The 23059-nt window shown below is 54.7% G+C and carries 22 protein-coding genes; 7 read left to right on the forward strand and 15 right to left on the reverse strand.

Annotated features, from left to right (window positions below; translation table 11 throughout):
- On the forward strand, positions 1 to 841 hold an 841-nt coding region (locus BCV73_RS18125), incomplete at its 5' end, for a glycosyltransferase WbsX family protein (RefSeq protein WP_256992890.1).
- A 97-nt stretch (positions 842 to 938) separates the two neighbouring features.
- On the opposite strand, the gene BCV73_RS18130 is transcribed toward BCV73_RS18125, so the two are convergent.
- The 3 genes from BCV73_RS18130 to BCV73_RS18140 all read right to left on the reverse strand — a co-directional run bounded on the left by BCV73_RS18130 (position 939) and on the right by BCV73_RS18140 (position 2985).
- Positions 939 to 1247: a hypothetical protein gene (locus tag BCV73_RS18130; RefSeq protein WP_076169969.1), complete on the reverse strand. Its 309-nt coding sequence runs from the start codon at positions 1245 to 1247 to the stop codon at positions 939 to 941.
- A complete protein-coding gene (locus BCV73_RS18135; protein ID WP_179232028.1) occupies positions 1240 to 2205 on the reverse strand; it encodes a Gfo/Idh/MocA family protein in 966 nt (321 codons plus the stop codon). The genes BCV73_RS18130 and BCV73_RS18135 overlap by 8 nt, the downstream gene beginning before the upstream one ends.
- 93 nt (positions 2206 to 2298) lie before the next feature.
- Complete coding sequence (locus BCV73_RS18140; RefSeq protein WP_076169968.1) at positions 2299 to 2985, reverse strand: TerC family protein; 687 nt, start codon at positions 2983 to 2985, stop codon at positions 2299 to 2301.
- Between the two features lie 398 nt (positions 2986 to 3383).
- On the opposite strand from BCV73_RS18140, the gene BCV73_RS18145 reads away from it, so the two are divergent.
- Positions 3384 to 3998, forward strand: coding sequence for a TVP38/TMEM64 family protein (locus BCV73_RS18145; protein ID WP_089548121.1), 615 nt, complete (start codon positions 3384 to 3386; stop codon positions 3996 to 3998).
- 84 nt (positions 3999 to 4082) lie between these two features.
- Entirely contained in the window at positions 4083 to 5048 is a 966-nt protein-coding gene (msrA, locus tag BCV73_RS18150) for a peptide-methionine (S)-S-oxide reductase MsrA (RefSeq protein ID WP_089548122.1), read from the forward strand.
- A 130-nt stretch (positions 5049 to 5178) separates the two neighbouring features.
- Here the strand turns inward: msrA and BCV73_RS18155 are convergent, their stop codons facing one another.
- Positions 5179 to 5970 (reverse strand): lipid II flippase family protein, encoded by a 792-nt coding sequence (locus tag BCV73_RS18155; protein WP_089548123.1) that lies wholly within the window; start codon positions 5968 to 5970, stop codon positions 5179 to 5181.
- A gap of 161 nt (positions 5971 to 6131) precedes the next feature.
- On the opposite strand from BCV73_RS18155, the gene BCV73_RS18160 reads away from it, so the two are divergent.
- Complete coding sequence (locus tag BCV73_RS18160) at positions 6132 to 6563, forward strand: DUF2188 domain-containing protein (RefSeq protein ID WP_256992891.1); 432 nt, start codon at positions 6132 to 6134, stop codon at positions 6561 to 6563.
- Between the two features lie 150 nt (positions 6564 to 6713).
- Here the strand turns inward: BCV73_RS18160 and BCV73_RS18165 are convergent, their stop codons facing one another.
- Positions 6714 to 7418, reverse strand: a complete 705-nt coding sequence (locus tag BCV73_RS18165; RefSeq protein WP_089548124.1) for a YitT family protein — start codon at positions 7416 to 7418, stop codon at positions 6714 to 6716.
- A gap of 654 nt (positions 7419 to 8072) precedes the next feature.
- Between BCV73_RS18165 and hmpA the strand changes: the two genes are divergently transcribed.
- Positions 8073 to 9275 (forward strand): NO-inducible flavohemoprotein, encoded by a 1203-nt coding sequence (gene hmpA, locus BCV73_RS18170; protein ID WP_089548125.1) that lies wholly within the window; start codon positions 8073 to 8075, stop codon positions 9273 to 9275.
- A gap of 286 nt (positions 9276 to 9561) precedes the next feature.
- On the opposite strand, the gene BCV73_RS18175 is transcribed toward hmpA, so the two are convergent.
- Entirely contained in the window at positions 9562 to 10059 is a 498-nt protein-coding gene (locus BCV73_RS18175) for a Crp/Fnr family transcriptional regulator (RefSeq protein ID WP_076169961.1), read from the reverse strand.
- A gap of 221 nt (positions 10060 to 10280) precedes the next feature.
- On the opposite strand from BCV73_RS18175, the gene BCV73_RS18180 reads away from it, so the two are divergent.
- Positions 10281 to 10664, forward strand: coding sequence for a YhjD family protein (locus tag BCV73_RS18180; protein WP_089548126.1), 384 nt, complete (start codon positions 10281 to 10283; stop codon positions 10662 to 10664).
- 134 nt (positions 10665 to 10798) lie between these two features.
- Here the strand turns inward: BCV73_RS18180 and BCV73_RS18185 are convergent, their stop codons facing one another.
- The 8 genes from BCV73_RS18185 to BCV73_RS18225 form a co-directional block, all read right to left on the reverse strand.
- Positions 10799 to 11713 carry a hypothetical protein gene (locus tag BCV73_RS18185; RefSeq protein ID WP_089548127.1) on the reverse strand — a complete coding sequence of 305 codons (915 nt, stop codon included), beginning with the start codon at positions 11711 to 11713 and terminating at the stop codon, positions 10799 to 10801.
- 16 nt (positions 11714 to 11729) lie between these two features.
- Entirely contained in the window at positions 11730 to 13091 is a 1362-nt protein-coding gene (locus BCV73_RS18190; RefSeq protein ID WP_076169958.1) for a nucleotide sugar dehydrogenase, read from the reverse strand.
- A 69-nt stretch (positions 13092 to 13160) separates the two neighbouring features.
- Positions 13161 to 13967 carry a response regulator gene (locus tag BCV73_RS18195; RefSeq protein ID WP_076169957.1) on the reverse strand — a complete coding sequence of 269 codons (807 nt, stop codon included), beginning with the start codon at positions 13965 to 13967 and terminating at the stop codon, positions 13161 to 13163.
- 49 nt (positions 13968 to 14016) lie between these two features.
- Entirely contained in the window at positions 14017 to 15384 is a 1368-nt protein-coding gene (locus BCV73_RS18200; protein ID WP_179232149.1) for a glycosyltransferase family 2 protein, read from the reverse strand.
- A gap of 43 nt (positions 15385 to 15427) precedes the next feature.
- Positions 15428 to 16621 carry a HEAT repeat domain-containing protein gene (locus BCV73_RS18205; RefSeq protein ID WP_076169956.1) on the reverse strand — a complete coding sequence of 398 codons (1194 nt, stop codon included), beginning with the start codon at positions 16619 to 16621 and terminating at the stop codon, positions 15428 to 15430.
- A 36-nt stretch (positions 16622 to 16657) separates the two neighbouring features.
- Entirely contained in the window at positions 16658 to 18892 is a 2235-nt protein-coding gene (locus tag BCV73_RS18210) for a hypothetical protein (protein WP_076169955.1), read from the reverse strand.
- Positions 18893 to 19762: 870 nt separating this feature from the next.
- Complete coding sequence (locus BCV73_RS18220; RefSeq protein ID WP_076169954.1) at positions 19763 to 20263, reverse strand: YhjD family protein; 501 nt, start codon at positions 20261 to 20263, stop codon at positions 19763 to 19765.
- Positions 20260 to 21528 carry a DNA polymerase IV gene (locus BCV73_RS18225; protein ID WP_089548129.1) on the reverse strand — a complete coding sequence of 423 codons (1269 nt, stop codon included), beginning with the start codon at positions 21526 to 21528 and terminating at the stop codon, positions 20260 to 20262. Before BCV73_RS18225 ends, BCV73_RS18220 begins: the two co-directional genes overlap by 4 nt.
- A 302-nt stretch (positions 21529 to 21830) precedes the next feature.
- Here BCV73_RS18225 and BCV73_RS18230 point away from each other — a divergent pair, with 302 nt between their 5' ends.
- The gene (locus tag BCV73_RS18230) at positions 21831 to 22505 is read left to right on the forward strand and encodes an SOS response-associated peptidase (protein ID WP_089548130.1); all 675 of its coding nucleotides are present in this window, start codon (positions 21831 to 21833) and stop codon (positions 22503 to 22505) included.
- A 126-nt stretch (positions 22506 to 22631) separates the two neighbouring features.
- On the opposite strand, the gene BCV73_RS18235 is transcribed toward BCV73_RS18230, so the two are convergent.
- Positions 22632 to 23018, reverse strand: coding sequence for a cupredoxin domain-containing protein (locus BCV73_RS18235; RefSeq protein WP_076169951.1), 387 nt, complete (start codon positions 23016 to 23018; stop codon positions 22632 to 22634).
- Positions 23019 to 23059 lie beyond the last annotated feature (41 nt).

Below are 23059 nucleotides of genomic sequence, written 5' to 3' on the forward strand. Positions count from 1 at the left end.
TTACCACTACTGGTTCAAAGGAAAGCGGCTGCTCGAAAAGCCTTTTAACGAAGTGCTGCGGCTGGGTGAGCCCCGGATCCCGTTCTGCCTGTCCTGGGCCAACGAGCCATGGACCCGGAGGTGGGACGGCGGTGATCATCACCTGCTGATGCCGCAGGATTACGGAGATGAACGTGACTGGGAAGAGCACTTTTATGCGCTGCTGGATGCCTTCCGGGATGAGAGATACATCCGTGTTCAAGAGAAACCGATGTTTATCATCTATCGGCCCGGGAACATCCCCCACTGCGAGGAGATGATCCGGTTATGGAACGATTTGGCCCGGAGAAACGGGCTTGAAGGCATCTATTTTGTGCGCACGCTAGGGGGATTCCCCCTCCCCAACCAAGCTGGCTTCGAAGCAAGCCTGGAGTTCGAACCGCACTATACGTTCGGTCACAGCCGTTCCCAGCAAATCTGGAGCTATGTCAATACGTACGGCAGCGACCCGCACATCGTTGTGGATTATGATCATGTCTGGGAAAACATATTGAACCGTTCGCCTCATCGTGCCGGGGAGACGATTTTCCCGGGCGCTTTCGTCAACTGGGACAACACGCCGCGGCTCGGCGCCCATGGGCAAAGCAGCATGGGGGCTTCCCCGCGCAAGTTCGGCTGGTATCTGGCGAGACAGATCGAAAGGGCAAGCCGGCTGTACCGCAGCGAGTTTCTGTTTATCAACGCCTGGAACGAATGGGCAGAGGGAGCTTACCTTGAACCGGACCGGCATCACGGCTATCAATATTTGAAGGCGGTGAAAAGTGCGCTGGAAGCATCCGCGAGTTATACCGGCCGCAAATAACGCTCTCCCGCCCTATGAGCAAAGAAGCCATGCCCGGATATGGGGCATGGCTTCTGGGCTGCTTTTACCATTCAAGCTGCAGCCAAAGTGCTGGTGCTTATTTTTTGGCTCTCGCCGCGATCGTTTCGGATACGACAAACGCCAAGTCTTCGTTGCCGAACAGCGACAACACGCCAAGCACAGTATCGTCCGGAATCGGCCCGGCCTCCTCTTTAGGTACGGTCAGGTCCAGCACCCGCTGCAGTCGCTCGTTGTCACCCTGCTGCGGGTACGCCTGCCGGTACAGCTCCAGGGGGTCCAATCCGTGGTTAACGCACCACTGGGCAAAAACCAGGATCATCATATCCTCATCCTGCCGGTAGCTTTCCACGATGCCTTCTTCCAGCGACTTCTGCCGTTCATCCATTGTCAGTCCCCCCCTTCTGCTGCTCCGCCAGTCTTGATGCCAGCTCATGGCTGCGCATGACCCGCTCAGCGCGAATAGTACAGTCTTCCGGAGAAGCAAGATGTTCCAGAAAATGATCCACGGCCCCGCTGAAGCCGCGCCGATGCAGGATCGGTTCCCAGCTTCCAAATTCGCGAGTCTCGGGCGGCCTTCCATGCTCACACAGAACCGCACGCTCCAGATTTACGATTTCCGCCGACCGGCCGCTTCCGTGCAGCTCGAGCTTCTCCATATCCGCTCCGGCCTGCCGGATCATACTGTACCTTCCTGTGACGTTCCGACCGAGGCCAAGCTCGCCGGAGGTGTGCAGCAGCCGGCCCTGTTCATCTTCGCTTAGATGGTGATGAAGCAGCTCGTAGTCACTTCCGCCCAGCCAGAGCAGCAGGTCCAGCATATGGATCAGATCGTCGTAAATCGTGTCGCTGCTGCTCCCTTTCTGCAGGGTGGTCCGGTGCTTGGCTGCAGCGGCCTGGACAAATCCGCCGGTCTCCTCGACCCATGCCTTTGCCCGCACATATAATGGAGCAAACCGGCGGTTAAAGCCTACCGCGAGCAGCAGACCTTTCTTTGAAGCCAGGGCGGCCAGTTCCCTGGACTTGGCGAGATCCGTCGTCAGCGGCTTGTCGACATAGACGGATATCCCGCGTTCCAAACAAGCTTTAACCATGTCATAATGGGTTTCTGTCGGGCTGTGAACAAAAACGGCATCCAGGTCCCATGACAGCAGTTCTTCCAAATCGGTCGTCCCCTGAGGAAACCGGTAAGTCTGCGTCACGCGCTGGACCGTAGCTTCGGAGCGGCTCATCACCCCGGCAACCTCCACCTTCTCGTGGTGGGCCAGCAGCGGAAGATATACCTTGTGGGCGATATCACCGAGCCCCGCCAGCGCAACCTTCCGCTTACGGTTTATTACATTCATGCCTATGGTCCACCTTTCTTCCATCCAAACGAACCTTCCGGACATGCCGGACAGATACCCATTATACCGCTTTTGGCCGGCAAATTTAAGCCGTTACATCGACTCTGCCGCCCGGTTTTCCTTCTGCTTTTTCTTTTTGGTCATCAGTCCCAAAGCAACGACGGCGGCAATGACCACCACTTCAAACCCGTACTTCAGGATCGGGCTGGCAAACCAGTCGTGAATCAGCGGCTCTTCCACCAGCATTTTGGATGCCGTCCAGGCGAGCACCGCCGCACCGATCGTAATAATGACCGGGAAGCGTTCCGTCAGCTTCAGGATGATCGTGCTGCCCCATACCATAATCGGCACCGAAATCGCCAGTCCGATAATGACGAGCAGGAAGTCTCCATGGGCCGCTCCGGCTACCGCCAGCACGTTGTCGAGACCCATCATGGCATCGGCGATAATGATCGTGCGGATGGCCGCCCACATTTGGTTGCCTGCGGATATGTCATGCTTTTTTTCGTCAATCAGCAGCTTATACGCGATCCATACAAGCGCGATTCCCCCGACAAGCCGCAGTCCCGGAATCAGCAGCAGCTGCACGACGAGCAGCGTGGCGATGACCCGGATGACGACAGCGCCCACGGTCCCCCAAATAATGACTTTTTTCTGGTCTTCTTTTTTGACGTTCCGTGCGGCGAGCCCGATTACAATGGCGTTATCGCCGGCAAGAACCAGGTCAATGATGACGATGGACATGAGCGCTGCCCAAAATGCCATAGTAAACAATTCCATACGATTTCCACCTTTCTGTTGTTTGAGATAGAATGAACTAAAGTTTTACCTATAACGTTCATTTCTTTAGTTCATTCTATATAGATAGAATGATTAGTCGCCGCACTAAAAAAAGCGCCCCTTACCTTCATTAGGTAAAATGGCGCTTTTTTGCCCACCAAAAAAGACCTTTACCTAATGAAAAATCAGGCAAAGGTCTCGCAAAACAACATAATCGTTGCCAATAAAGCCGGGGATACCGATCCCGTAATGACGACTTTATTGCATGAGCTACTCCCCTTTGGGAACTATTCACTTGTTGGAACCATTATAGCAAAACTCTAAGGCAATTACTATGATTTTTATTCATTAATTTTTGGTATGATGGAGATTATAGGCTAAGTGGAAAGGAAATCACCATGAAAAAATGGCTGCTGCCCCTCTTGTACATCCTTCTGCTCGTTTGGGCTTTCCTGTACCGGGATGTGATCATGGAGGCGCTGGGCGAAAGGCCGTCTTTCCTTCTGCTGGTCGGAATTGCTGCCCTGGTCGCCCTGTTCCCTGTCGTTCCCTATAAGCTGGTCATCGCAGCGCTCGGTTACGCTTACGGGACCCTGTGGGCGGCGGTCGTCTCCTGGATCGGAACGATGCTGGCGGCCACGATTCTGTACGGACTTGTCCGCTACCTGTTACGGGACCGGGGCAGGAGGTATCTGGAACGGATCAAGCCGCTGCAGACTTTCACCGCATTCATTGAAACGCATCCGTTTGTCAGTATCGCAGCCGCGCGGGTTATTCCGATCGTTCCGCAGATGGCGGTCAATATATTCGCCGGGGCCGCCGCGCTTCCCTTCTGGAGCTACACCGCCGCTTCCGGGATCGGCAAAGTGCCGGGCATCCTGCTGTATGCCTACCTGGGCGGCAATCTGTCTGCGCACCCGTGGATCTCCGCCGCTGCGGCCTCCGCTTATGTCCTCTTGCTCGGACTGATCGCGGTAATGTACCGCCGCCTCTCCCGCACGAGACCGAAATAACCGGGCTCCTTGGTTCCCTTGCTCAGATGGATTATAATGGAGTTGTACACCTTACTTACGATTTGAAAGAAACGGAGTGATATCATGAGCGACGTACAGCCAGTTGAACATAAAGCCACTTTTGCGGGTGGATGCTTTTGGTGCATGGTAACCCCGTTTGAGGAGCTGCCGGGCATCGTCAGCATCGTGTCCGGGTATACCGGCGGCCATAAGCCGAACCCGACTTACGAGGAAGTATGCTCTGAAACGACGGGGCATGTGGAGGCAGTGCAGATTACGTTCAACCCGGACATTTTTCCTTATGAAAAGCTGCTCGAGCTGTTCTGGCAGCAGATCGATCCAACCGATGCGGGCGGGCAGTTCTACGATCGCGGTTCTTCCTACCAGACCGCTATTTTCTATCACAGCGAGGAGCAGCGCGAGAAGGCTGAAGCGTCCAAGCAGGCGCTCGAAAGAAGCGGCCGCTTTGACAAGCCGATCGTTACGCCGATTTTGCCTGCCGGCCCGTTCTATGAAGCGGAAGAGTACCATCAGGACTACCATAAGAAAAACCCTGGACATTACAAACGGTACCGGAAAGGATCGGGCCGCGATGACTTCCTGGAGAAGCACTGGGCTCCCAAGATAAACAAGGAAGAACTGAAACAGCGCCTGACGCCGCTTCAATACGAAGTCACCCAGAACAACGCCACGGAGCGGCCGTTCCAAAATGAGTTCTGGGATCATCACGGCGACGGCATTTACGTCGACATCGTGTCCGGCGAGCCGCTGTTCAGCTCCACGGACAAATATGATTCGGGCTGCGGCTGGCCGAGCTTTACCCGGCCGATCCGCGATTACCACATTAAAGAGAAGCTGGACCTGAGCCATATGATGGTACGGACCGAAGTGCGCAGCAAAGGCTCGGATTCCCATCTGGGCCATGTATTTGACGATGGGCCGGGGCCGAACGGCCTCCGCTACTGCATCAACTCCGCGGCGCTTCGCTTTATTCCGAAGGAAGACCTGGATAAGGAAGGATATTCCGAATATAAAGTGCTGTTTGAATAAACGGTACTGCTGTTCTATGCGATACCAGCAAGCGATAGGCGCTGGGGTTCGTTCTTTATACAAAAAGAGGGTAAGGCTTGCAGCCTTACCCTCTTTTTCATGCGCGTTCCTTATTTCCGGCTGCATTAGGTCAGCCGGAAATAAGCCAGCCGATCCAGAACGCGCAGGGAACGAGCAGCAGTTGGGCCGCGATCGTCCCCGCGCAGCGGGACACGAGCATCAGGCCGAGCACCTGATTCATCCGCCCCAGACGCGACTCTCCCCGCAATGTCCGGTCCGACAGCAGGGCGATCCGCGGGTCGACGAGCAGCGTCAGCAGAATTGTCGCCACCCCGTTGATCAGACCGGAGGAGGTCGATGCCGCCAGCCGGGAAGCCGGCCATAGATAGGCGGCATACAGCGCGGACAGCACGCCGACGGTATAAATGGCCGTGACGGCCATATTGATCGCCATCAGGCGTCTGGGCAGGCGGCCTTGAAAAAGGCTGCGCAGCATCTGGAGATTCGGCAGCTTGACGTACGCCGCCCCGTTCTTCCATTTTCGCCCGGCAGTCAGCTGCCTTACCATTTGCGGGATGGAACCGGCAGCTTCCAAATGGACGACCAGCCGCGAGCAAATCCGCACCACGCTCGGAAACAGCAGCATGGCTGCGGCTGTACCGGCTGTGGCGGCGGCGATGATCCAATGCAGCCTCGACTCCAAATGAAAGGAGGCCGACGCCAGCGCCTTGTCCACCATGCTGCCGACCATCGGCCCCTGCGCCATGTTGGAAGTCCTCGACACGATCACAAGCAGCCCCGACAAGGACAGGGCCAGCGTAATCCGCCGGCTGCGCAGCCCGCCGAGCCGCAGAGCATAGGAAAGGCTGTCCACGGTATGGATGATCCCCGTCAAGAGCAGTACCAGCAGCATCTGCATCATCACGCTTCCTCACTCCTTTATTCTCAATCTTTTCCATTATAATGCATATCGGGCGGATGAACATCGTTTGATTCGCGCGGCGCCGGGTAATATAGGAGTAAACGAGAACTGGTTTGGAGGGATTGACAATGCCTTGGAATAAGCATGATTACCCAGTATCCATGAAAAACTTGGAGCCCCGGGTGCGGAATAAGGCGGTCGAAATCGCCAATGCGCTGCTCGAGGAAGGCTATGAGGAAGGGCGCGCCATTGCCATCGGCACCGCTCAGGCGGAAAAGTGGAATGAGGACCACCCTGCCGGTGAGGAAGGGCAATCGAAGCATGCATCCGGCCGTTCGGATGACGAGCGGGACGAGCACGCAGGCAAGACTTCCCGTTCCCGCAGCGGCCGGGGCGGCGATGCCGACGTCCATGTCGTCACCCATGAGGACGGATGGGCGCTCAAGGTGGAAGGCAAAGACAAGCCCTTGTCGACTTTTGGATCGAAGAAGGAAGCCATGGACGAAGCGGAAGACTACGCCTCGAAACACGATGTCCATGCCATCGTTCACGGCAAAGACGGCAAAATCGAGAGCAATCGAAGTTATTCGTGATGCTGTTCGTGCCAGCGTTCACGCAAGACGGCAAAATCGAGCGATTCGTGGTATGTCTTCGCGGGGAGGCTCCTTACGGTGCCCCCGCCCTGCCATACCTGCCATAAACAGCAAACCGCCTGATTCCCTCAGGAACCAGGCGGTTATCTATCAGTGGACACTCCGAACTTTGTGAACGGGTTTGGCTGCAGGCTGTTTCTGACCCGCGGTCATCTTAGGTGCTGCATCTCCCGCTGCCGGCGAGGTACGATGCGCACGAAACGAGACCGTATACGTAATCATTTTCCCTGCAATACTCACGGCCAAAATCGTAAACAACGTTTCCTGCAGAGGCAGGTAGAACAAGGATACGAGCAGGACGGCCGCATCGAGCAGAATAAATACGGTGCCGACTTTAAGGCCGGTGAGACGGCTGAGCAGCAGTGACACGATATCGTCGCCGCCTGTCGCTCCTCCGAACCGCAGTACCAGTCCGGTTGCAAAGCCGGACAAGACGCCTGACAGCAGCGCTGCAAGCAGCAGGTTGCCGTGAAGATTGATGTCAAGCGCAGAGTAGCGTTCCATCAGATCGTAAAAAACGGAAAACGAAACGGTCGCCACAAGCGTGTTCACAATAAATTTGCGTCCATTCAGCAGCAGCGCAACGAGGATCACCGGAATATCCAGGATCAGCACGGTCACTGCCGGGTCAAATCCGAATGCGTACTTGCCGAGCAGCGACAGGCCAACGAAGCCGCCCTCGGACAGATGATTCTGAAAATTAATGTGATAATACGTAAAAGCCAGCAAAAAAGTACCTAACATCATAATAGCGATTGGTCGAAGCGTTGAAATTACATGGTCTTTCTTCCTCATACAGGTTACCCCTCATCGTAGTTAGTTGGTCAGGGACGCGACTAACTTCCGCGGGAAGAAACCTGTAGGACCGAGTCCTTCGCATCTTAAGCTTCCTTCTTTCGCGAGAAGTTTGTCACAACCCAATATCCGGGCGCTTGTTCTCTACGATGGAAGCTAAGTGTAAGAGAGATCATAACGTTTCCAAATCGTCCTTTGGGGAATGTTCCTTCGGGGACACATGGTATCCTGATCCTTTCTTTTGTTTGATAACTTCTATACTTATTATACCACAGTTGCACTGCCTGCTAAACAGCTTGCTGAGGAGAATGCGTTAGAAACGTCTATCGTCGTGCATTCCAAGAAGCCGGACCGCGTTTATATGATAGTTTTGGTTGCGATATAAGGAAACCAGTCTCCGAAACTTATACCTTTTCTTATATCTAAAAGAAGGGCTTCTATGCCGCAGGCGCTGTCATCCAGATTTCAGGAATGATACCGTGATACCGTGTCATATCCTATGCCCTATTCCGTCGGATCATGTCTTCAGAACGTAAATTCAAGTTCACACAATGTCAATTTTTTATGTGACTGAAATCACAATAAAGGGTGGTCGGCTTTTCTATACTTAACGTATGAAATCGTTAAATATTACGTTGAAAGAAGGAACCCTTTATGCTGAGCCAACAAACCATTGATACGATCAAATCGACCGTTCCGGTACTGGAAGTACACGGACAGTCCATTACATCCGTCTTTTATAACAATCTCTTCAAGGATCATCCGGAGCTTCTGAACATATTCAACCATGCCAACCAGCGTCAAGGACGGCAGTCGGCCGCCTTGGCTGGCGCCGTCTATGCCGCAGCCGCGCATATCGATCATCTCGAGGATATTATTCCAGCCGTCAAGCAGATCGGGCAGAAGCACCGGGCGCTGCAAATCAAGCCGGAGCATTACCCGATCGTCGGGCAGTATTTGCTTGGGGCCATCAAGGAAGTTCTTGGCGACGCGGCCACACCGGAAATTCTTGAAGCCTGGAAAGAGGCTTACGGCGTCATTGCAAACGCATTTATCAGCGTGGAAGCGGAAATGTACCGGGAAGCTGAAGCCGCACCGGGAGGCTGGTCCGGTTTCCGCCCATTCGTCGTGGAACGGAGAGTGAAGGAGAGCGAAGTGATCACTTCCTTCTATTTAAAACCGCAAGACGGCGGACCGATCGCCTCTTATTTACCGGGACAATACATCACGGTCCGCGTTCAGCCTGAAGGCCAGCCGTATACGCAGATCCGCCACTACAGCTTGTCCACTGCGCCGGGCGGTTCTTCCTACCGGATTTCGGTGCGCCGCGAAGATGCCGCGCCGGGTAAACCGGCAGGCGTCGTCTCCAACTATCTGCACGAGCATGCCCAAGAAGGCACCGTCCTTGAAATCAGTGCACCGGCAGGCACGTTTACGCTGGATCAGACCCAAGACATTCCCGTCGTGCTGATCAGCGGCGGGGTCGGCCTGACGCCAATGGTCAGCATGCTGGAGACGCTGCTGAAAGAACAGCCGGCCCGTAAAGTCACTTATGTTCACGCCGCGATAAACGGAAGCCATCATGCGATGAAGGAGCATATCGCCGACCTTGAAGGCGCGCATCCGCAAATGTCCTCCTACCTCTGCTATGAGACACCGCTTGAAGGCGACAGCTGCCATAAAACCGGATATATCGACGCTGCATGGCTGCAGCAAATCGTCGATCCAAACGCTGATTTTTACTTCTGCGGTCCGGTTCCGTTCATGCGCACCGTCTACAGCGCCCTTAAGGAGCTGGGAATCCCCGCAGAGCGGATCCATTACGAATTTTTCGGCCCGGCAGGCCAGCTCGACTAACGTATCGGCGGCGGGCCAAGCTCGGTTAGCTTGTCAGCTCGCGGGATAACCCGCCTATCGGACTACGGTGTCATTTGAAGCCAATGCAACGCACGGATTGGTCAATGCGATGCGCTGATTTAGCAAATGCAATGCACTGAGTTAGCCTATGCGATTTCCAAACCGGCCAATACGATTTACTAAAATGCACAAAAGGGCTGCCCCAGGTTCAGAGAACCTGAATGGGCAGCCCTTTTGTTTGTTTACCGGACCGTTTGCGTATGGCGGATGGGTGGATGGCGCTATGTTAATGCCCTCGAAGCAGCCGGTTGATCGTTTCCCTGCGTACCCCGATCAGCTGGCCGATCTCCTCCTGGGTCAGCAGCTCGGTAAAGTGGATACCGTGGGCGTAGCTGTCCAGCCAATCGGTCAGCAGCGCCAGCCTCTCGGCCGGAGTCCCGACGGTTAAGTGGTCGATCCGCTGCTGCATAAAGCGCACCTTTTCCTGCAGCAAAAGGGCGATTTCAAGCGCCTTCTCCGGGTGCTCACGGAGCTCGCGGTACCACTCCTCTGCCGGAATTTTCTCGACTTCGCTGCGCATCAGGGCCGTTGCCGTACCGTGGGTATCCTTCGGGGTGATCAACGAATGGTGAGGCACCGTTTCCCCCGGATAAAGCACGTTAAACAGAACGCTGTTCCCGTTTTTGTGGAGCCGTGTTACCTTGAACAAACCGCTCTTGATATGGTATAAAAACTCCCCGCTGTCCCCCTGTCTGAATAATATTTCTCCCTTGTTCAAAAACATGATTTTTCCTCCAACCTAAAGTTCCGCGATTCCAAGTTTCTTTTGTTCAATGCCGCTTCTGCGAAGCTACGATTCTCTTTATTATACCAAATCCACCCGTCCGGACCGAAACTCTGCGCGCTTCCATAAATTCGTTATTGCCTTCCCGAATACTTTTGCCTTAACATGAGTATAATTAGAACGTATGTTCCTATACTGTTAGTAAGGAAGTGCCATGCCTCATGAAAGCATCCCTCTCCCCTCCGGCCCCCTCGGAAGAAGACGGCCGTCTGGTCAAAGCCTACCTGCTGCACGTGGTTTTGCTTGATGCGCTGGAGCAGGACATTCGCCTGATCGGCACGGTCCCGCTGAAGATGGCACAGCTGTATATCCGCGCCCTGTCGTCCATCCAGGATCAGATTATGGCGAGCCTGACGTCGATCCGCCGCGAGATGAAGGCCCGAGGCATTCGGGTCTACGAGGAAACCCGGACCGCCAAGGGCATTGAGGCGTCGTATCTATGCCGCGGATACCAGCGGCGGTTCGCCATGCTCTGGACGTACGTGCAGGCGGAATCGGGCCTCGTGCTCAGCCGTTATCTCGGCATCCGGATGCCGGATGCCTGAAACGAAGCCCCCGGCAAGCGGGGCCTTTTATATCGGTGTGCGATGTGCGTTCAACCTTGTGCGGTGCCGAGGCTGCTCTCCATCCACGAAAAAAAGCGTGCGAATGGTTTCCCTCTTCGCACGCCTGATTCCATTTACTGATTGGACTTCTCGGGCTTCTCGTCCGAAGCCGCTGAAGCGATTTTGTCCTGCCAAATTTCATAATGGTGTACCGCCAGTCCGGCAAAGGAAGGATGGCTGTCGCCCAGACTGTTCACAGACTTCATCTCTTCCTCCATCACAGGCACGGCCTTGCCAAAAAACGTGATGTGCGAACCTTCTTCGGTGTCGCCCAGCTCCATGCCGATCCATACCGATTTACCGAGCTGGTCCGCTTCATCCAACTGCTCGCGGGCCACATCGTAAATCTTCCGTCCACTGTCCCGGTACGACATGACGGCGACGGCATCAAACTGGCTGATCATCCACCGGCTCAGGTTCCCGCTGCCGTTGGCATCCTTAACGTTGCCCAGCCAGAAGGGAACAGCCGCACTCATGTACAGGCCCTTCTCCTTGCCCTGGGCTACCCATTTTTCCACATTGCTGCTCCATTCGCGGACTACGCCGTCCTGATCCCTCTGCCAGCGTCTTAACTGATAGGGCTCCACATCCAGCTGGATGCCGGTAAACTTCTCGCTTGGGGCTGCTTTTGCATTATAATCAAACACCCACTGCAGAAATTGATCCGCCTCCCTGCTCTGGCGTTCATAGGCCCAATCGGGCTGCCCGTCCAGCGCGTGCACGGCAATGCCTTCCTCATAGGCTGCCGCAATAAAGCGGCGGTAGTCCTCATCGCTAACCTTTTTCTGAACCTGAAGGAAGATCGTGCCTACGTTCTGCTCCCTGCAGAATGCTATAATTTTGCCGGGATCCTTGATCAGCTCGGTATCCCACAGCCAGGTCGCTTTTTGATCTTCCATGGATGACGATTTTAACAGGAGAGGCAGGAGCAGCAAGCCGCAGATGACTATGATCACCGGGATTTTCGCTTTTTTGAGCAGCTCTCCCAAACCATCCCCTCCTTTATTATACGATTAACGCCACATCCGGCTCTTCCACGTGCTGCACCGAATGTCCGATTTTATAAATATGAGGCAGGGTGTAGTTTTTGAATGCATTGCGCGTATCGATGATCGGCACGCCCATCGCCGCGATTTCGCCGTAGTCGAGTCCGCTGTGATTGGTGATCAGCACCATGCAGTCGTATTTTTTAAACTGCGCCGGATCGTAGGCTACGCTGTGCACGGTCTCACCGTGTTTGTCGCGGAAGCTGACAGCGTACGGATCGTAGTATTCCACGTTCGCCCCGTTCTCTTTGAACAGCTCGTAGACTTCAAGCCCCGGAGATTCGCGCAGGTCGCTGATGTCCGGCTTGTAAGCCATGCCGAGGATGAGAATCGACGATTTCTTGATGGACTTCGCGTATTCGTTCAGAATCGTCGACGTCTTGCCGATAACGTAATACGGCATGTTGTCGTTGGTCGACTGTGCCAGCTCGATAAACTTGCTGTAGAAGCGGAAGCCCTTCGCCTTCCACGACAGGTACATCGGATCGAGCGGGATGCAGTGTCCGCCGATGCCAGGACCCGGATAGAACGGCATAAAGCCGAACGGCTTGGTTGCCGCTGCGTCGATGACTTCCCAAATATCGATGCCCATGCGGTCGCACATCATGGCCATTTCGTTGATGAAGGCGATGTTTACACTGCGGAACGTGTTTTCCAGCAGCTTGGACATTTCGGCCACTTTCGGCGAAGTGACGGGCACCACCGTCTGTACATACTGAGAGTAGAGCGCCGTCCCCAGCTCAAGGCAGGCCTCGGTCGTACCGCCGATAACTTTTGGCGTATTGAAGGTGTTAAAGCGCACATTGGAAGGGTCCACCCGCTCCGGAGAGAAGCAGAGGAAGAAGTCTTCGCCCACCTTGTAGCCGAGCGCTTCGATTTCCGTCTGGATCAGCTCTTCGGTCGTACCCGGGTAAGTCGTGCTTTCCAGGGTAATCAGCATGCCTTTTTTCATGTGCAGCTTGATTTGATCCACAACGCTCGTAATGTAGGACGTATCCGGATCCTGGTTTTCGCTGAGCGGTGTCGGCACGCAAATGCTGAGCGCGTCGATGACGGCGATCATGCTGTAGTCCGTCGTCGGCTTGAAGCGTCCGCTAGCCACGACCGCGGCCAAGTCTTCAGAAGAGATATCCGTGATATAGGATTCGCCCTGATAGATTTTATCGATTTTCGCAGGATCCACGTCGATACCGATTACGGTAAAGCCCTGCTTGACCATTTCCACGGCCAGCGGAAGTCCTACGTATCCCAGTCCTACTACGCCCAATACGGCCTTTTTGGTTTTAATTCCTTCCAACAACTGCTCATATTCGTGATTCACAAGCACTCAACCTCCATTAGATGTAAGTTTTGGTCTGCTGCTAAGTAACGCTCAAGAAAAGCGGATGATTTAGTGAAAGCACCGGTGTATACGGGCATCCAGCTCTACCGGAGAGAAAGGCTTGGTCACATAGTCGTCTACTCCGTGTTTAAAGCACTGGCTGATGGTTTGCTCCACGCGCTGTTCGGTCAGCACGACGATTTTCGGCGTGTTGTCGACCGGCAGCTGCTGGATTTGGTGAATGAACGGCAGCCCGTCAATCCCGTAAAGGTTGAGCTCCGTCAGCACCAGATCCGGCTCCCATTTCTCGATCAGTTCCAGGGCGGACGTGCCGTCATGAGCGGCCAGCGTCTCGTAGCCCTGCATTTTCAGACGAATCTGGAGAAACTCGCGGACGGTGGCGTCATTGTCGACGATCAAAATTCTTCCAGCCTCTTCCGCGGCCTCCTCTTTCGTAAATATATGAATATCGGACGATGTGCTGAGCTTTGTAGACTCGGCCATCTGTTTGAGAACGCCAGGCGTAGGTTCGACCTGCCCCGGGAATACAGTCAGCGTAATCCGCGGATCGGCATCCTTCACCGTCTCCTGCAGCTGCTGCTTCAGAAGCAGCGCCTGGTAATGGGCCGCATCCAGCGTAAGTCCCGGCAGCAGAATCGCCAGCGTCCGGGTTTGCGCATCCTTCAGCACCTCATAGTTGAGCCCGGAACCATGCTGCAAAATCTCCCGAACCCGCTCTTCCAGCTGCGGAGGGTTCGCACTGCTGTACAGAAACATGATTCCGCAAGTGTCCGGCGACGTTTCCTTCAAACGTTCTCCCAGATGGTGGTACACATCGGTCGTCTGTTCTCTCTGTAAAGTTACGGTTTGCGGCATAATCCACTCCCACCTCTCTCAAATGTATAAATCTTTGAATCGGGGCCCATCAGGCCGTTTTGCTTTCTTCGCTCCAGCTTTGCCGGGTCATCGTTCCCCAGGAATTGTTGTTCTGGAGATACTGGATATGTCCTTGGACGCGCCACAGCACGCCGAGCTGATGGTATCCGAAAAACTTCAGCGCGGAGAACAGCAGCATTTTCCACAGATCGGACAATTTCTTGTATCGCCGGAAGGCGATTTCCTCCAGGATGATGGCACCGACGCTGAGCAGATAGCCGCTCAGGAAGTTCAGAAGGAAGAAAGTCAATAGAATGCGCCAGTGAGTCATGTCCAGCAGCGTATATCCTACCAGAGCCAACAGGCCCGTGATTCTAAAATAAGGGTTTAACGTTTCAAACAGGACGTTGTAAGGCATCGTGATCATACCCATGACCTTGTACTTCGGATTGAACAGCATTCCGCGGTTCTCGATCATGTTCTTCAGATTTCCCCGCCCCCAGCGCTTGCGCTGGTTGGAGATAATCTTGTACGTATCCGGTGCCTGCGTCCAGCAGACCGCTTCAGGGCAAAAAGCTACCTTGTACGGGATTTTATGGCTGAGCATGTACCGGTGAAGCTTGATGATGATGTTCATGTCTTCTCCCGGATAACCGCCGCGGTACCCGCCGACAGCAATGACATAGTCCTTGCGGAACAGGCCGAATGCGCCCGAGACGATGATCAGGCCGTTCATGTGGCTCCAGCCGATCCGTCCGCCCAGGAAGGCTTTCATATACTCGATGGACTGGAACATCGGCCAGATTTTGCGCGGCAGCGACACTTTCTGCACCGCACCGTTCTCGATCAGACAGCCGTTGGCAATACGCACGTCGCCGCCGATCGCCACCATTTCCTCCGGATTCTCCATGTACATGCGGGCCATGCGGATCAGGGCATCCTTCTCCAGCAGCGAGTCCGCGTCGATGGAAGAGATCAGCGGATAATGCGACAAGTTGATACCGGCATTCAGCGAATCGGCCTTGCCGCCGTTTTCCTTATCTATTACAAACAGGGAGGGATAATCGGGATTATGATAAACGCCTCGAATCTCCTGCGTGTCGATCGTCCCCCGGAACTCCGGATTCGGCATTTTCTTGAGCCGGAACTCCTTGATGAGCACATCCACCGTATTGTCGCTGGACCCGTCGTTAATGACGATGACCTCGTAGGTCGGATAGTTGAGCGTCAGCAGGCAGTTGACGTTCTCGCTGATGGTCAGTTCCTCATTGAAGGCCGGCACCAGCAGCGATACCGGCGGCACCAGCTCGGAGCCGGACAGCGTATTGTAATTGGAATATTTGGACCTCCGGTAGATGGTCCCGATGTTCCGGTACGATAGGATCATAATGGTAAAGTACAAAATGTTAACGATCATGACGTAATACACGGCGACCATGCCGTAATACATAAGTATGTCTCTAAGCAGAGTAATCCCCTCCTACAGCGGCTACCCCGCCAACCCGTTTGGCCGGCTGCTTCACGCCGAAATAACGGTCGTACAGAAGCCGTTTCTTGTTGTAAGCCACCATTTGTTCGATCGCGCTGTGCTCGCGCTCCTTTTCCATCACCAGCTCGATCCGGTGCAGCGCAGCCTCGCGCTGGATGCCGGCACCGGTCAGCGCAGCCTGGCACAGGGCCTCAAAGCCGGCTTCACCCAGCTCCGCCAAGCTCTCGGCGCTGTTATAGCGCACCTTCCAGCTGGAGTCGCGGAGCGCATCGGTCAGCAGCGGAATGCTGCCTGCGGCGTGCAGCTGGCCAAGCGCTCTCGCCGCCTCGGCCCGGACCTCCCAGCTTCGGTCGCTCATCAGCTGGGCGATCGTATCGTCCTTGAGCGCTGGATTTGTAGTGAGATACAGCTTGACCGCTTCGGCGCGAACGTCCTTCTCTTCCGCACCGACCAAACGTCCCAGAACCGGCATGACTTCCGGTACAGCCTGTCCCCACATGGCCACCAGTCCCACCTTGACCAGCGCGGAATCGGAGTCGTTCAGCAGCTTGAGCAAAATCGCACTCGAATCGAGCCCCGTCTCCAGCATAATATCCGCCGCCAGGTTATGGATCGGCTTGCCGTGAGACAAGAGGGCGCGCAGCATCTGGAGCAGATCCTCGCTGTTATCCGCCGCTTTCGCAATAGAGCGGGCCAGAACGATCGACAGCGAGCTGTATTTGCGTTTTTGCAGGATGTTCTGCAGCATCGGCACCGCCTCCGGTGCGCGCATGCCTCCCAAACGGTAGGCCGCCTCCAGCCTCCGGCCGTACCGGATGCTGCGGAGTGCTTTCAGGTCCTCCTCCACAAAGCCGGCCTCACGGCACAGCTCGATCAGCTTGGAACGGTAATCCCCTTTAAACTGCTCGATCCACTCGATGAATTTATCTTGAATCACTCTCTTCTCAAGCTTCTTCAGCTTGCCGGGCGGAAGCCTCAATTCGACATTATCCTGCAGATTGGCTTGAACGTACACAAAGTAGTCATGATGCTTCTTCGCATACGCTTCACGGTTCCGCTGTTCCCGGTTATGCGATATTTTCATCTGGAACAACAGCAGAATCCCTAGGGCAATCAAGCCGAGGCACACATAGATGAAAATATAGGCAACGGTTAAATGAAACATGTTAGCAGGTTCCTCCTTTTTAGAAAGTCAATTCTCCTACTCCTTTTTCTCTTTAGGGCCGGAAATTTTCGTAAAAGCATCCTTCATGATGTAATAGCTCTGCTTCAACTGTTCACTGTACTGCACCGTGTCCCACTGCTTCCAGGTATACAGCGGCAGGCTTTGCACGTTCAGCGTCTTCTGGTCTCCTCCGGGCCAGGACACGCCGCTTCCGTCACGCTGGACGATCCACGGAATAAGCCGTATCCCGTCGGTTGTGGTCGTGCCGAAGTAACTCCGTTCCTTCAGCGGACCGTAGTCGATGACCTGAAGGGAGCTCGGATCCGAGAAGCCCAGCAGCATCCACGGGATTCGCATCTCTATCGAATCACCGCTGTACTGCCAAGAAGTCAGCGAGTCGAACGTCTCCTTGCTGCGGTCCGTCGTCCCTCTTTTCAGCGTACCAATCGTCTTGTCGATGAACGGATGCGAAAAGCGCGTATCCGGCGGATTCATGAGCAGGCTGATCGCCAGCTTCCACGGATGGAACGGCGCCGTGTTTCCTGCCTCCGCCTCGGGCAGCATCCAATAGCCGTCTTTGCCGTACAGCCGCTGGTGAAAATCATAATCGGCCGCGATTTCCACCTGGGACTCCTCGTCCTTGCCGATTTCGATCAGCGTCTCGGGCGCCCCGCCTTCCAGCTTCCTCCCGGGAAGCTGCTTCGCGGACGGCTGGTTGCCGCCTGTGATCGTGTCGGCACCGATGTAGAGCTTCGACTTGGCGGGATCAAATGGATGATCCAGCTTCATGCCGATGTACAGGTAGCCCTCATCATGCGTAATTTTCATATCCTGGACTCCCGGGATCTTGCCCTGCCAGTGCTGTACTTCCCCTTCCGGGAGCCTGTCCCAGTCGGTGAGATTGCCGTCAATCGTAATCAGCTTCTCCTTGCCCGGCAGCATGCCGAGCAGGCCGAACATTTTCTCATTGGTCAGAACATTGATCCAATAGGACCTCCGGTCTTCAGGCAGCTCCATCGGCATCGTGTTCCAGGTTTTCTTGAACCATTCGTCCTGCCACATGAACAGGATGGCGCCAGCGTAGCCTTCGTCGTGAATGTCTTTGGTCAGTGATGCATCGATCACTCCCTGTTCCTGTTCGTTATGGCCGCCTTGGTCGCGCCCTCCGGCGCCAAAATGCGACACGCCGACAGAAGAAGGAACACCGTACTCCGTGACCATCAGCGGCATGTCCTTATACTTGGCCTTTAGCTGACGGAGATAAGCTTTGTAGGTATTGTAGTTCCCCTGGTCGTCCTTGATCGTCTGGAGCGTCGAATCCGTCCGGAAAAAGTCCGGGTAATACGGATAGACGTGATAGGCCGCAAAATAACCGCCTTTCCAGCCGGTAGGCTGAACATGCCGGGCATCAACGCTCGCCATGTCTTCCTCGAACAGCGGTTCGCCAGGGTGGCTGAGCACATCGGTCGTGACCCAGTTGGTGAAAGTCACGGGATGCTCCCAACCGTAATGCTCCTCCTGCTCGGCCGTATAGTCAAGCAAGCTGGCCAGCCAGTTTTCGAACGGAGCCGCGTCTTTTGTACCCGAAAAATACTTGCCCTGATAAGCCTTCACGTCGCTGTGCACCTTGTTCGTATTTTTGACCATACCCGGGTCCCATTCGGTTCCAAGATGCCATGCCATCAAGTACTTGCCGGCATTCGCCTTGTACTCCCCGCTTGCCGCACCCTGCTTCTGCGGGATCGTGACATCGCCGTATACCGCGGCCACCGCTTTCTTGATTTCCTCTTTGAACTGTTTCGTAATATCCCCCGAATAGGCGTCCTGCTGCTCGATCAGCTGTTCTTCAGGCGACCAGATCCCCTGCATAAAATACAGAGGGTCGTCCCCCTTGTCTTTGTTGTACTTGACGAGAGCCTGATAGAATACGGGCTGGTGAATCGTATAGACCCGTATGACGTTAGCGCCCATGTCGTCAATTTCTTTAAACCAGCGCAGATAATCTTCCTCGGTCGCCGGCAGCTCCCCCGGAAAATGTCCCGGTACCGTGGCGCCAAGATTAACGCCTTTAACGAATATCTCTTTCCATGTCCCGTCCTTCTCGTACTTCAGGAAACGGTCCCCCTGGGTTTTAAACGTAAATCTCGTACCGTCCGGATCTTTGTAGGCCGCAGCCGTCGGGTTCTTCAACATCAGTCCCGCCGCCCCGCCTCCGGCTATGAGAACCGCAGCCGCCGTGATCCAAATAAATAGTGTTTTACGTCTGATCATCGCCTCTTCGTTCCCACCTCGTTTTCGATTTTTGCCTCATCGGTCCGGGGCTTGGCCTTCGCCTAAATCTAATTTTTAACTATTCGGCCCCGATCTGTAAACTAGGCTAGTAGTTGGAAATTTCCCACCCCGTCGACCTAGCCCGCCACTCCCTCGTGCGGACCATAGAGCCCTGCCATCCCCTGTCAACCGGCCCCGTTACGAATAACAAAGAAACGTAAACCAAGCCTTGAGGCGACAGGTTAACTGGACATTTATACGCCTCAAAATTGCTAAAGTTGTGGTCTATTTAACAGCTTTATCCATAAAGATTACAAAATTGATACCATAGTCCGATAAAGCGACAGCGAAAAACCGCGTCACATCAACGTTTGCCAATTTATGTCACATTACAAAAATGAGAACGTGGTCCCGGGTAGGACCTCCTGTCTTTTTTTCACCAAATCATTCCATTTACTGGATTTCAATTACCAGACTTTTCGGTCATTTTTGTGGTCCTTCCTCCCCGTTCCCCCGTTCCTTTTTGACTAGGATCATCGGGCAGGTTTTTCAAAAATCAATCGATATGGGGGCTTTTTTTAAAATCGCAATTTGTTGAAATTTACCATTGGCGGCCTTTTTCCCGCCGAATTGCAAAACGTATGATCCCCCGGATTTCCAAAATAGGAAACAGGCCCCATTCCGTTCCTGGGCGTTCCACTCCCATACCTACCCTGAATCCCGGCGGCTGAACCTGGTAATTTCTGCTGTACGCTTCCTTTCCATCGTTATGGCCACAGCGGCCTGGATGTCCGCCGATCCTGATCTCGCCCAGGTACGACACGGCCAAAAGCCCGTTGTCTCCCAGACAAGACAACGGGCTCCATTCGGTTATTTCTGCTTATGATCCTGCAGACGGGCGTACAATGCCGTAATCAGCCGGTCCGAGTACCGTCCGATTCTTACGCTGACCTCCGTGCGCATATAATCCCGCGTGATCGTGAAGGTATCCTCATACCCATGAAACGAATACCGGTACCAGATCATCTGGGTGTCCTTTCCCTCCTGGGTCAGATCGATGCGCTCATCGAGCATGGTTTGCTCCACCTTGGACAAATCCTTCTGGATGTCCTGCAGCAGGACCTGGGCCACCTTCGAATAAAGGTGTTTCAAAGCCTCGCTTGACGCCTCGATCGCCTGGATCCGCTTCTTCACAATCGATATCATGACCGGCAGCAGGATTCTGTCCCGCATCAGCTCCAGGTCCTCCCTGCGGGGCGGCCGGTGCTCCTCCGGCTGCTGCGAGCGCCGCTTCAGCAGTTCCTCCCGGTGCTGTGGCAGCATCATGCGGCTGGATTCCCAAATCCCGTTATTCTCAAGCTTCTTGCTCATTTATAATGCCCCCCGATTTTCATGGACCGCTCCGCCGCCTGGCCGGCGCCCGTAAGGGAAGAGGCTCTTACGATCGCCATGCTGCCGTACCGCTGCTTGATATGGTCCGTCGCCTTTTCCAGAGCCCGCAGCCGCTCCTGGTCTTCAAACAGCGTCAGCTGGTAATTCCGGTCGTCGCTGAGCTCGCTCAGCATGACCCCGGCGCGCCTAACGGGCATGCGGTCCCAGTGCTTATAAAAAATCGCTTTTACGGCTTCATACACCTTGTTCGTGTTGTTCGTGGGATCCGGCATCTTCATTTGCCGGGAAAAGCCTGTCGGCGCGTCATAAGGGCTGCACATGCAGCTGACCGTGACGACCGAACCCATATATCCCTTCCGGCGGCAGTCGCGGCATACTTCTTCCGTCAGCTCCAGCAGAATCGTGTCGACCTCCTTGGGGATGGCGTAGTCCCGGGGCAGCGTCATCATATGCCCGACCGATTTGGGAGGCTTGTCGAACGTTTCCGGGGTCACCTTGCTGTCGTCCATGCCGTTGGCGGTGCGCCACATCACTTCGGCCTGGATATCCGACTGCTTGCCGAACCGCGCCCGGAATTTATCCTTCAGCTGGGGAAGAGGCGTTCTCGCCACATCCCCGATCGTCGTCATGCCGAGCTTGGCAAAATGGGCCGTCATGCGCGAGCCCACTCCAAACATTTTATGGACCGGCTGCGGCCACAGATTCTTCTCGATGTCGGCTTTGGGCAGTATAAAAATGCCCTCCTTGTTCTTCTTCGCCCAAATGTCGGTGGCGATTTTGGCCAAAATTTTGTTCGAGCTGATGCCGACCCGTACCCAGACTCCCGTCTCCTCCATCACCTTCTGCTGGATCGACTTGGCAATGCTCACGGGGTCGCCGAAGAGAGCCAGGCTGCCGGTCACGTCCAGAAACTGCTCGTCGATGCTGAATATTTCGACCAGATCGGTATATTCCTCGTAAATCCGGGTAATCTGAAGCGAGACATCGATATAATGCTGCATTCTTGGACGCATAATGACGAGATCCGGGCACTTCTTGAGCGCCTCCCCCAGCCGTTCGGCGGTCGATACCCCGTAGCTCTTGGCGATCGGGCATGCGGCAAGAATGATGCCCGATCTGCGCATCGGGTCTCCGGCAACGGCGAGCGGCCTGTCTTTATACTCCGGATGATCCGCCTTCTCTACGCTTGCATAAAAGCTCTGACAATCGGCCAAAAATATAATTCTCTCCTTTGATCTGCTCAAGCGCACACACCCTCCACATCCACTTTGGCATTTCGTTAAACCGGTTTGGGCCGGGCAGCTCCGAGAAGCTCCAGCTCCCTAAAGACCGCTCGTCGAAAAAAACGATCCGGGCCGCTTCCCTCTCCACGAAGCATGCTCACTCGGTAAGCGAACGTATATTCGTATTATATACCAAACACATGTTCTCTATGCAAATGTATTTTTTGACAGCCTTCCCTTGCTGCTGGCAGACAGGCTGGCGTAAACCGGCATCCCGCGGTACACTGTTTACAACGATCATTCCACAAAAGGGGGAGTGCCTGATGTGCGGCCGTTATACACTGACCGTGTCGATGGAAGAATTGATGCTGCGCTATGAGCTTGAGCTTGCGCTGAACTTTCATCCCCGTTACAATATCGCTCCGGCGCAGAATGTACTGGCGGTCATTCATGACGGAAGCAGCCTTCGCGCCGGTCAGCTTAAATGGGGACTGGTCCCGTCCTGGGCCAAGGACAGCAGCATGGGGAGCAGGATGATCAACGCCAGAAGCGAAACGCTGGCGGACAAGCCGGCCTATAAGCTGCCTTTTGCGAGGAAGCGGTGCCTGATCCCCGCCGACGGATTTTATGAATGGATGAAAACCGACAGCGGCAAAGTCCCTTACCGGATTACCCTCCGGGGTGGGGGAATCTTCAGCATGGCCGGCCTCTACGACACCTGGCTGCAGGAGGACGGCAGCAAGCTGAGCACCTGCACGGTCATCACTTCCGGGCCCAATGCACTGATGGCGCCGATCCATGACCGGATGCCCGTCATTTTGCGCCCGGAGGACGAAATGGCCTGGCTGGACCGCGGGCAAACAGACGTGAACGCCCTGCAGAAGCTGCTGGTGCCCTATCCTGCCGAGGAAATGGAAGCTTACCCGGTCGCAAGGACGGTCAATTCGGTTAAAAACGATACGCCCGATTGCATCGAACGGGTGCCGGAAGGCGCGTAACCGTATATATGCAAAAAAAGCGCCGCCTTGCGCGAACCTTTACGGTCCGGCTGGGCGGCGCTTTCTCGATTCTGCCTCCTGTGTCGTCAGAAGGCAGTCCGGTGCTCCATCATCTGCCAAGTCAATTTATTCAACAATCAGGGTCCCTTTCATATCGCTGTGGCCGGCACCGCACATGACGGAGCAGTGGAACTCATGCTCACCTGCTTGATCGGCGGTAAATTCTGCCGAGCTTGGCTTCTGCAGGTCCACGTTGAAATCGGGAATAGCCAGACCGTGGTTTCCATCTTTGTTCTCCAGCGTAATTTTGACTTTTTCGCCCTTCTTGACCTTGATCTCGGATGGCTCAAACTTAAAGTTTGACGCCGTCACCTTAATTTCTTTCACGCCGTCAGAGCCGCCGGAAGACGAAGACTCGTCCGACGAGCCGCTCCCGCTTCCGCCGCTGCTTCCGCAGGCGCTAAGCACAAAAACCAGCAGCAGTGTAAGTCCCATCAGCATCCATTTTTTCATGTTAAATCCCTCCATTTAAAATAAATAAGTATGTGGTTCTG

The sequence above is a fragment of the Paenibacillus sp. SSG-1 genome, assembly GCF_002224835.1.
Classification (GTDB): domain Bacteria; phylum Bacillota; class Bacilli; order Paenibacillales; family Paenibacillaceae; genus Paenibacillus_AQ; species Paenibacillus_AQ favisporus.

Coding starts and splice junctions, on each gene's coding strand:
- BCV73_RS18210 (WP_076169955.1), bottom strand. CDS start 18,892: ATGATCAGACGTAAAACACTATTTATTTGGATCACGGCGGCTGCGGTT.
- BCV73_RS18200 (WP_179232149.1), bottom strand. CDS start 15,384: ATGATCGTTAACATTTTGTACTTTACCATTATGATCCTATCGTACCGG.
- BCV73_RS18130 (WP_076169969.1), bottom strand. CDS start 1,247: ATGGATGAACGGCAGAAGTCGCTGGAAGAAGGCATCGTGGAAAGCTAC.
- BCV73_RS18155 (WP_089548123.1), bottom strand. CDS start 5,970: ATGATGCAGATGCTGCTGGTACTGCTCTTGACGGGGATCATCCATACC.
- BCV73_RS18140 (WP_076169968.1), bottom strand. CDS start 2,985: ATGGAATTGTTTACTATGGCATTTTGGGCAGCGCTCATGTCCATCGTC.
- BCV73_RS18165 (WP_089548124.1), bottom strand. CDS start 7,418: ATGAGGAAGAAAGACCATGTAATTTCAACGCTTCGACCAATCGCTATT.
- BCV73_RS18195 (WP_076169957.1), bottom strand. CDS start 13,967: ATGCCGCAAACCGTAACTTTACAGAGAGAACAGACGACCGATGTGTAC.
- BCV73_RS18205 (WP_076169956.1), bottom strand. CDS start 16,621: ATGTTTCATTTAACCGTTGCCTATATTTTCATCTATGTGTGCCTCGGC.
- hmpA (WP_089548125.1), top strand. CDS start 8,073: ATGCTGAGCCAACAAACCATTGATACGATCAAATCGACCGTTCCGGTA.
- BCV73_RS18220 (WP_076169954.1), bottom strand. CDS start 20,263: ATGAGCAAGAAGCTTGAGAATAACGGGATTTGGGAATCCAGCCGCATG.
- msrA (WP_089548122.1), top strand. CDS start 4,083: ATGAGCGACGTACAGCCAGTTGAACATAAAGCCACTTTTGCGGGTGGA.
- BCV73_RS18160 (WP_256992891.1), top strand. CDS start 6,132: ATGAAAAACTTGGAGCCCCGGGTGCGGAATAAGGCGGTCGAAATCGCC.
- BCV73_RS18230 (WP_089548130.1), top strand. CDS start 21,831: ATGTGCGGCCGTTATACACTGACCGTGTCGATGGAAGAATTGATGCTG.
- BCV73_RS18180 (WP_089548126.1), top strand. CDS start 10,281: ATGAAAGCATCCCTCTCCCCTCCGGCCCCCTCGGAAGAAGACGGCCGT.
- BCV73_RS18135 (WP_179232028.1), bottom strand. CDS start 2,205: ATGAATGTAATAAACCGTAAGCGGAAGGTTGCGCTGGCGGGGCTCGGT.
- BCV73_RS18145 (WP_089548121.1), top strand. CDS start 3,384: ATGAAAAAATGGCTGCTGCCCCTCTTGTACATCCTTCTGCTCGTTTGG.
- BCV73_RS18175 (WP_076169961.1), bottom strand. CDS start 10,059: ATGTTTTTGAACAAGGGAGAAATATTATTCAGACAGGGGGACAGCGGG.
- BCV73_RS18235 (WP_076169951.1), bottom strand. CDS start 23,018: ATGAAAAAATGGATGCTGATGGGACTTACACTGCTGCTGGTTTTTGTG.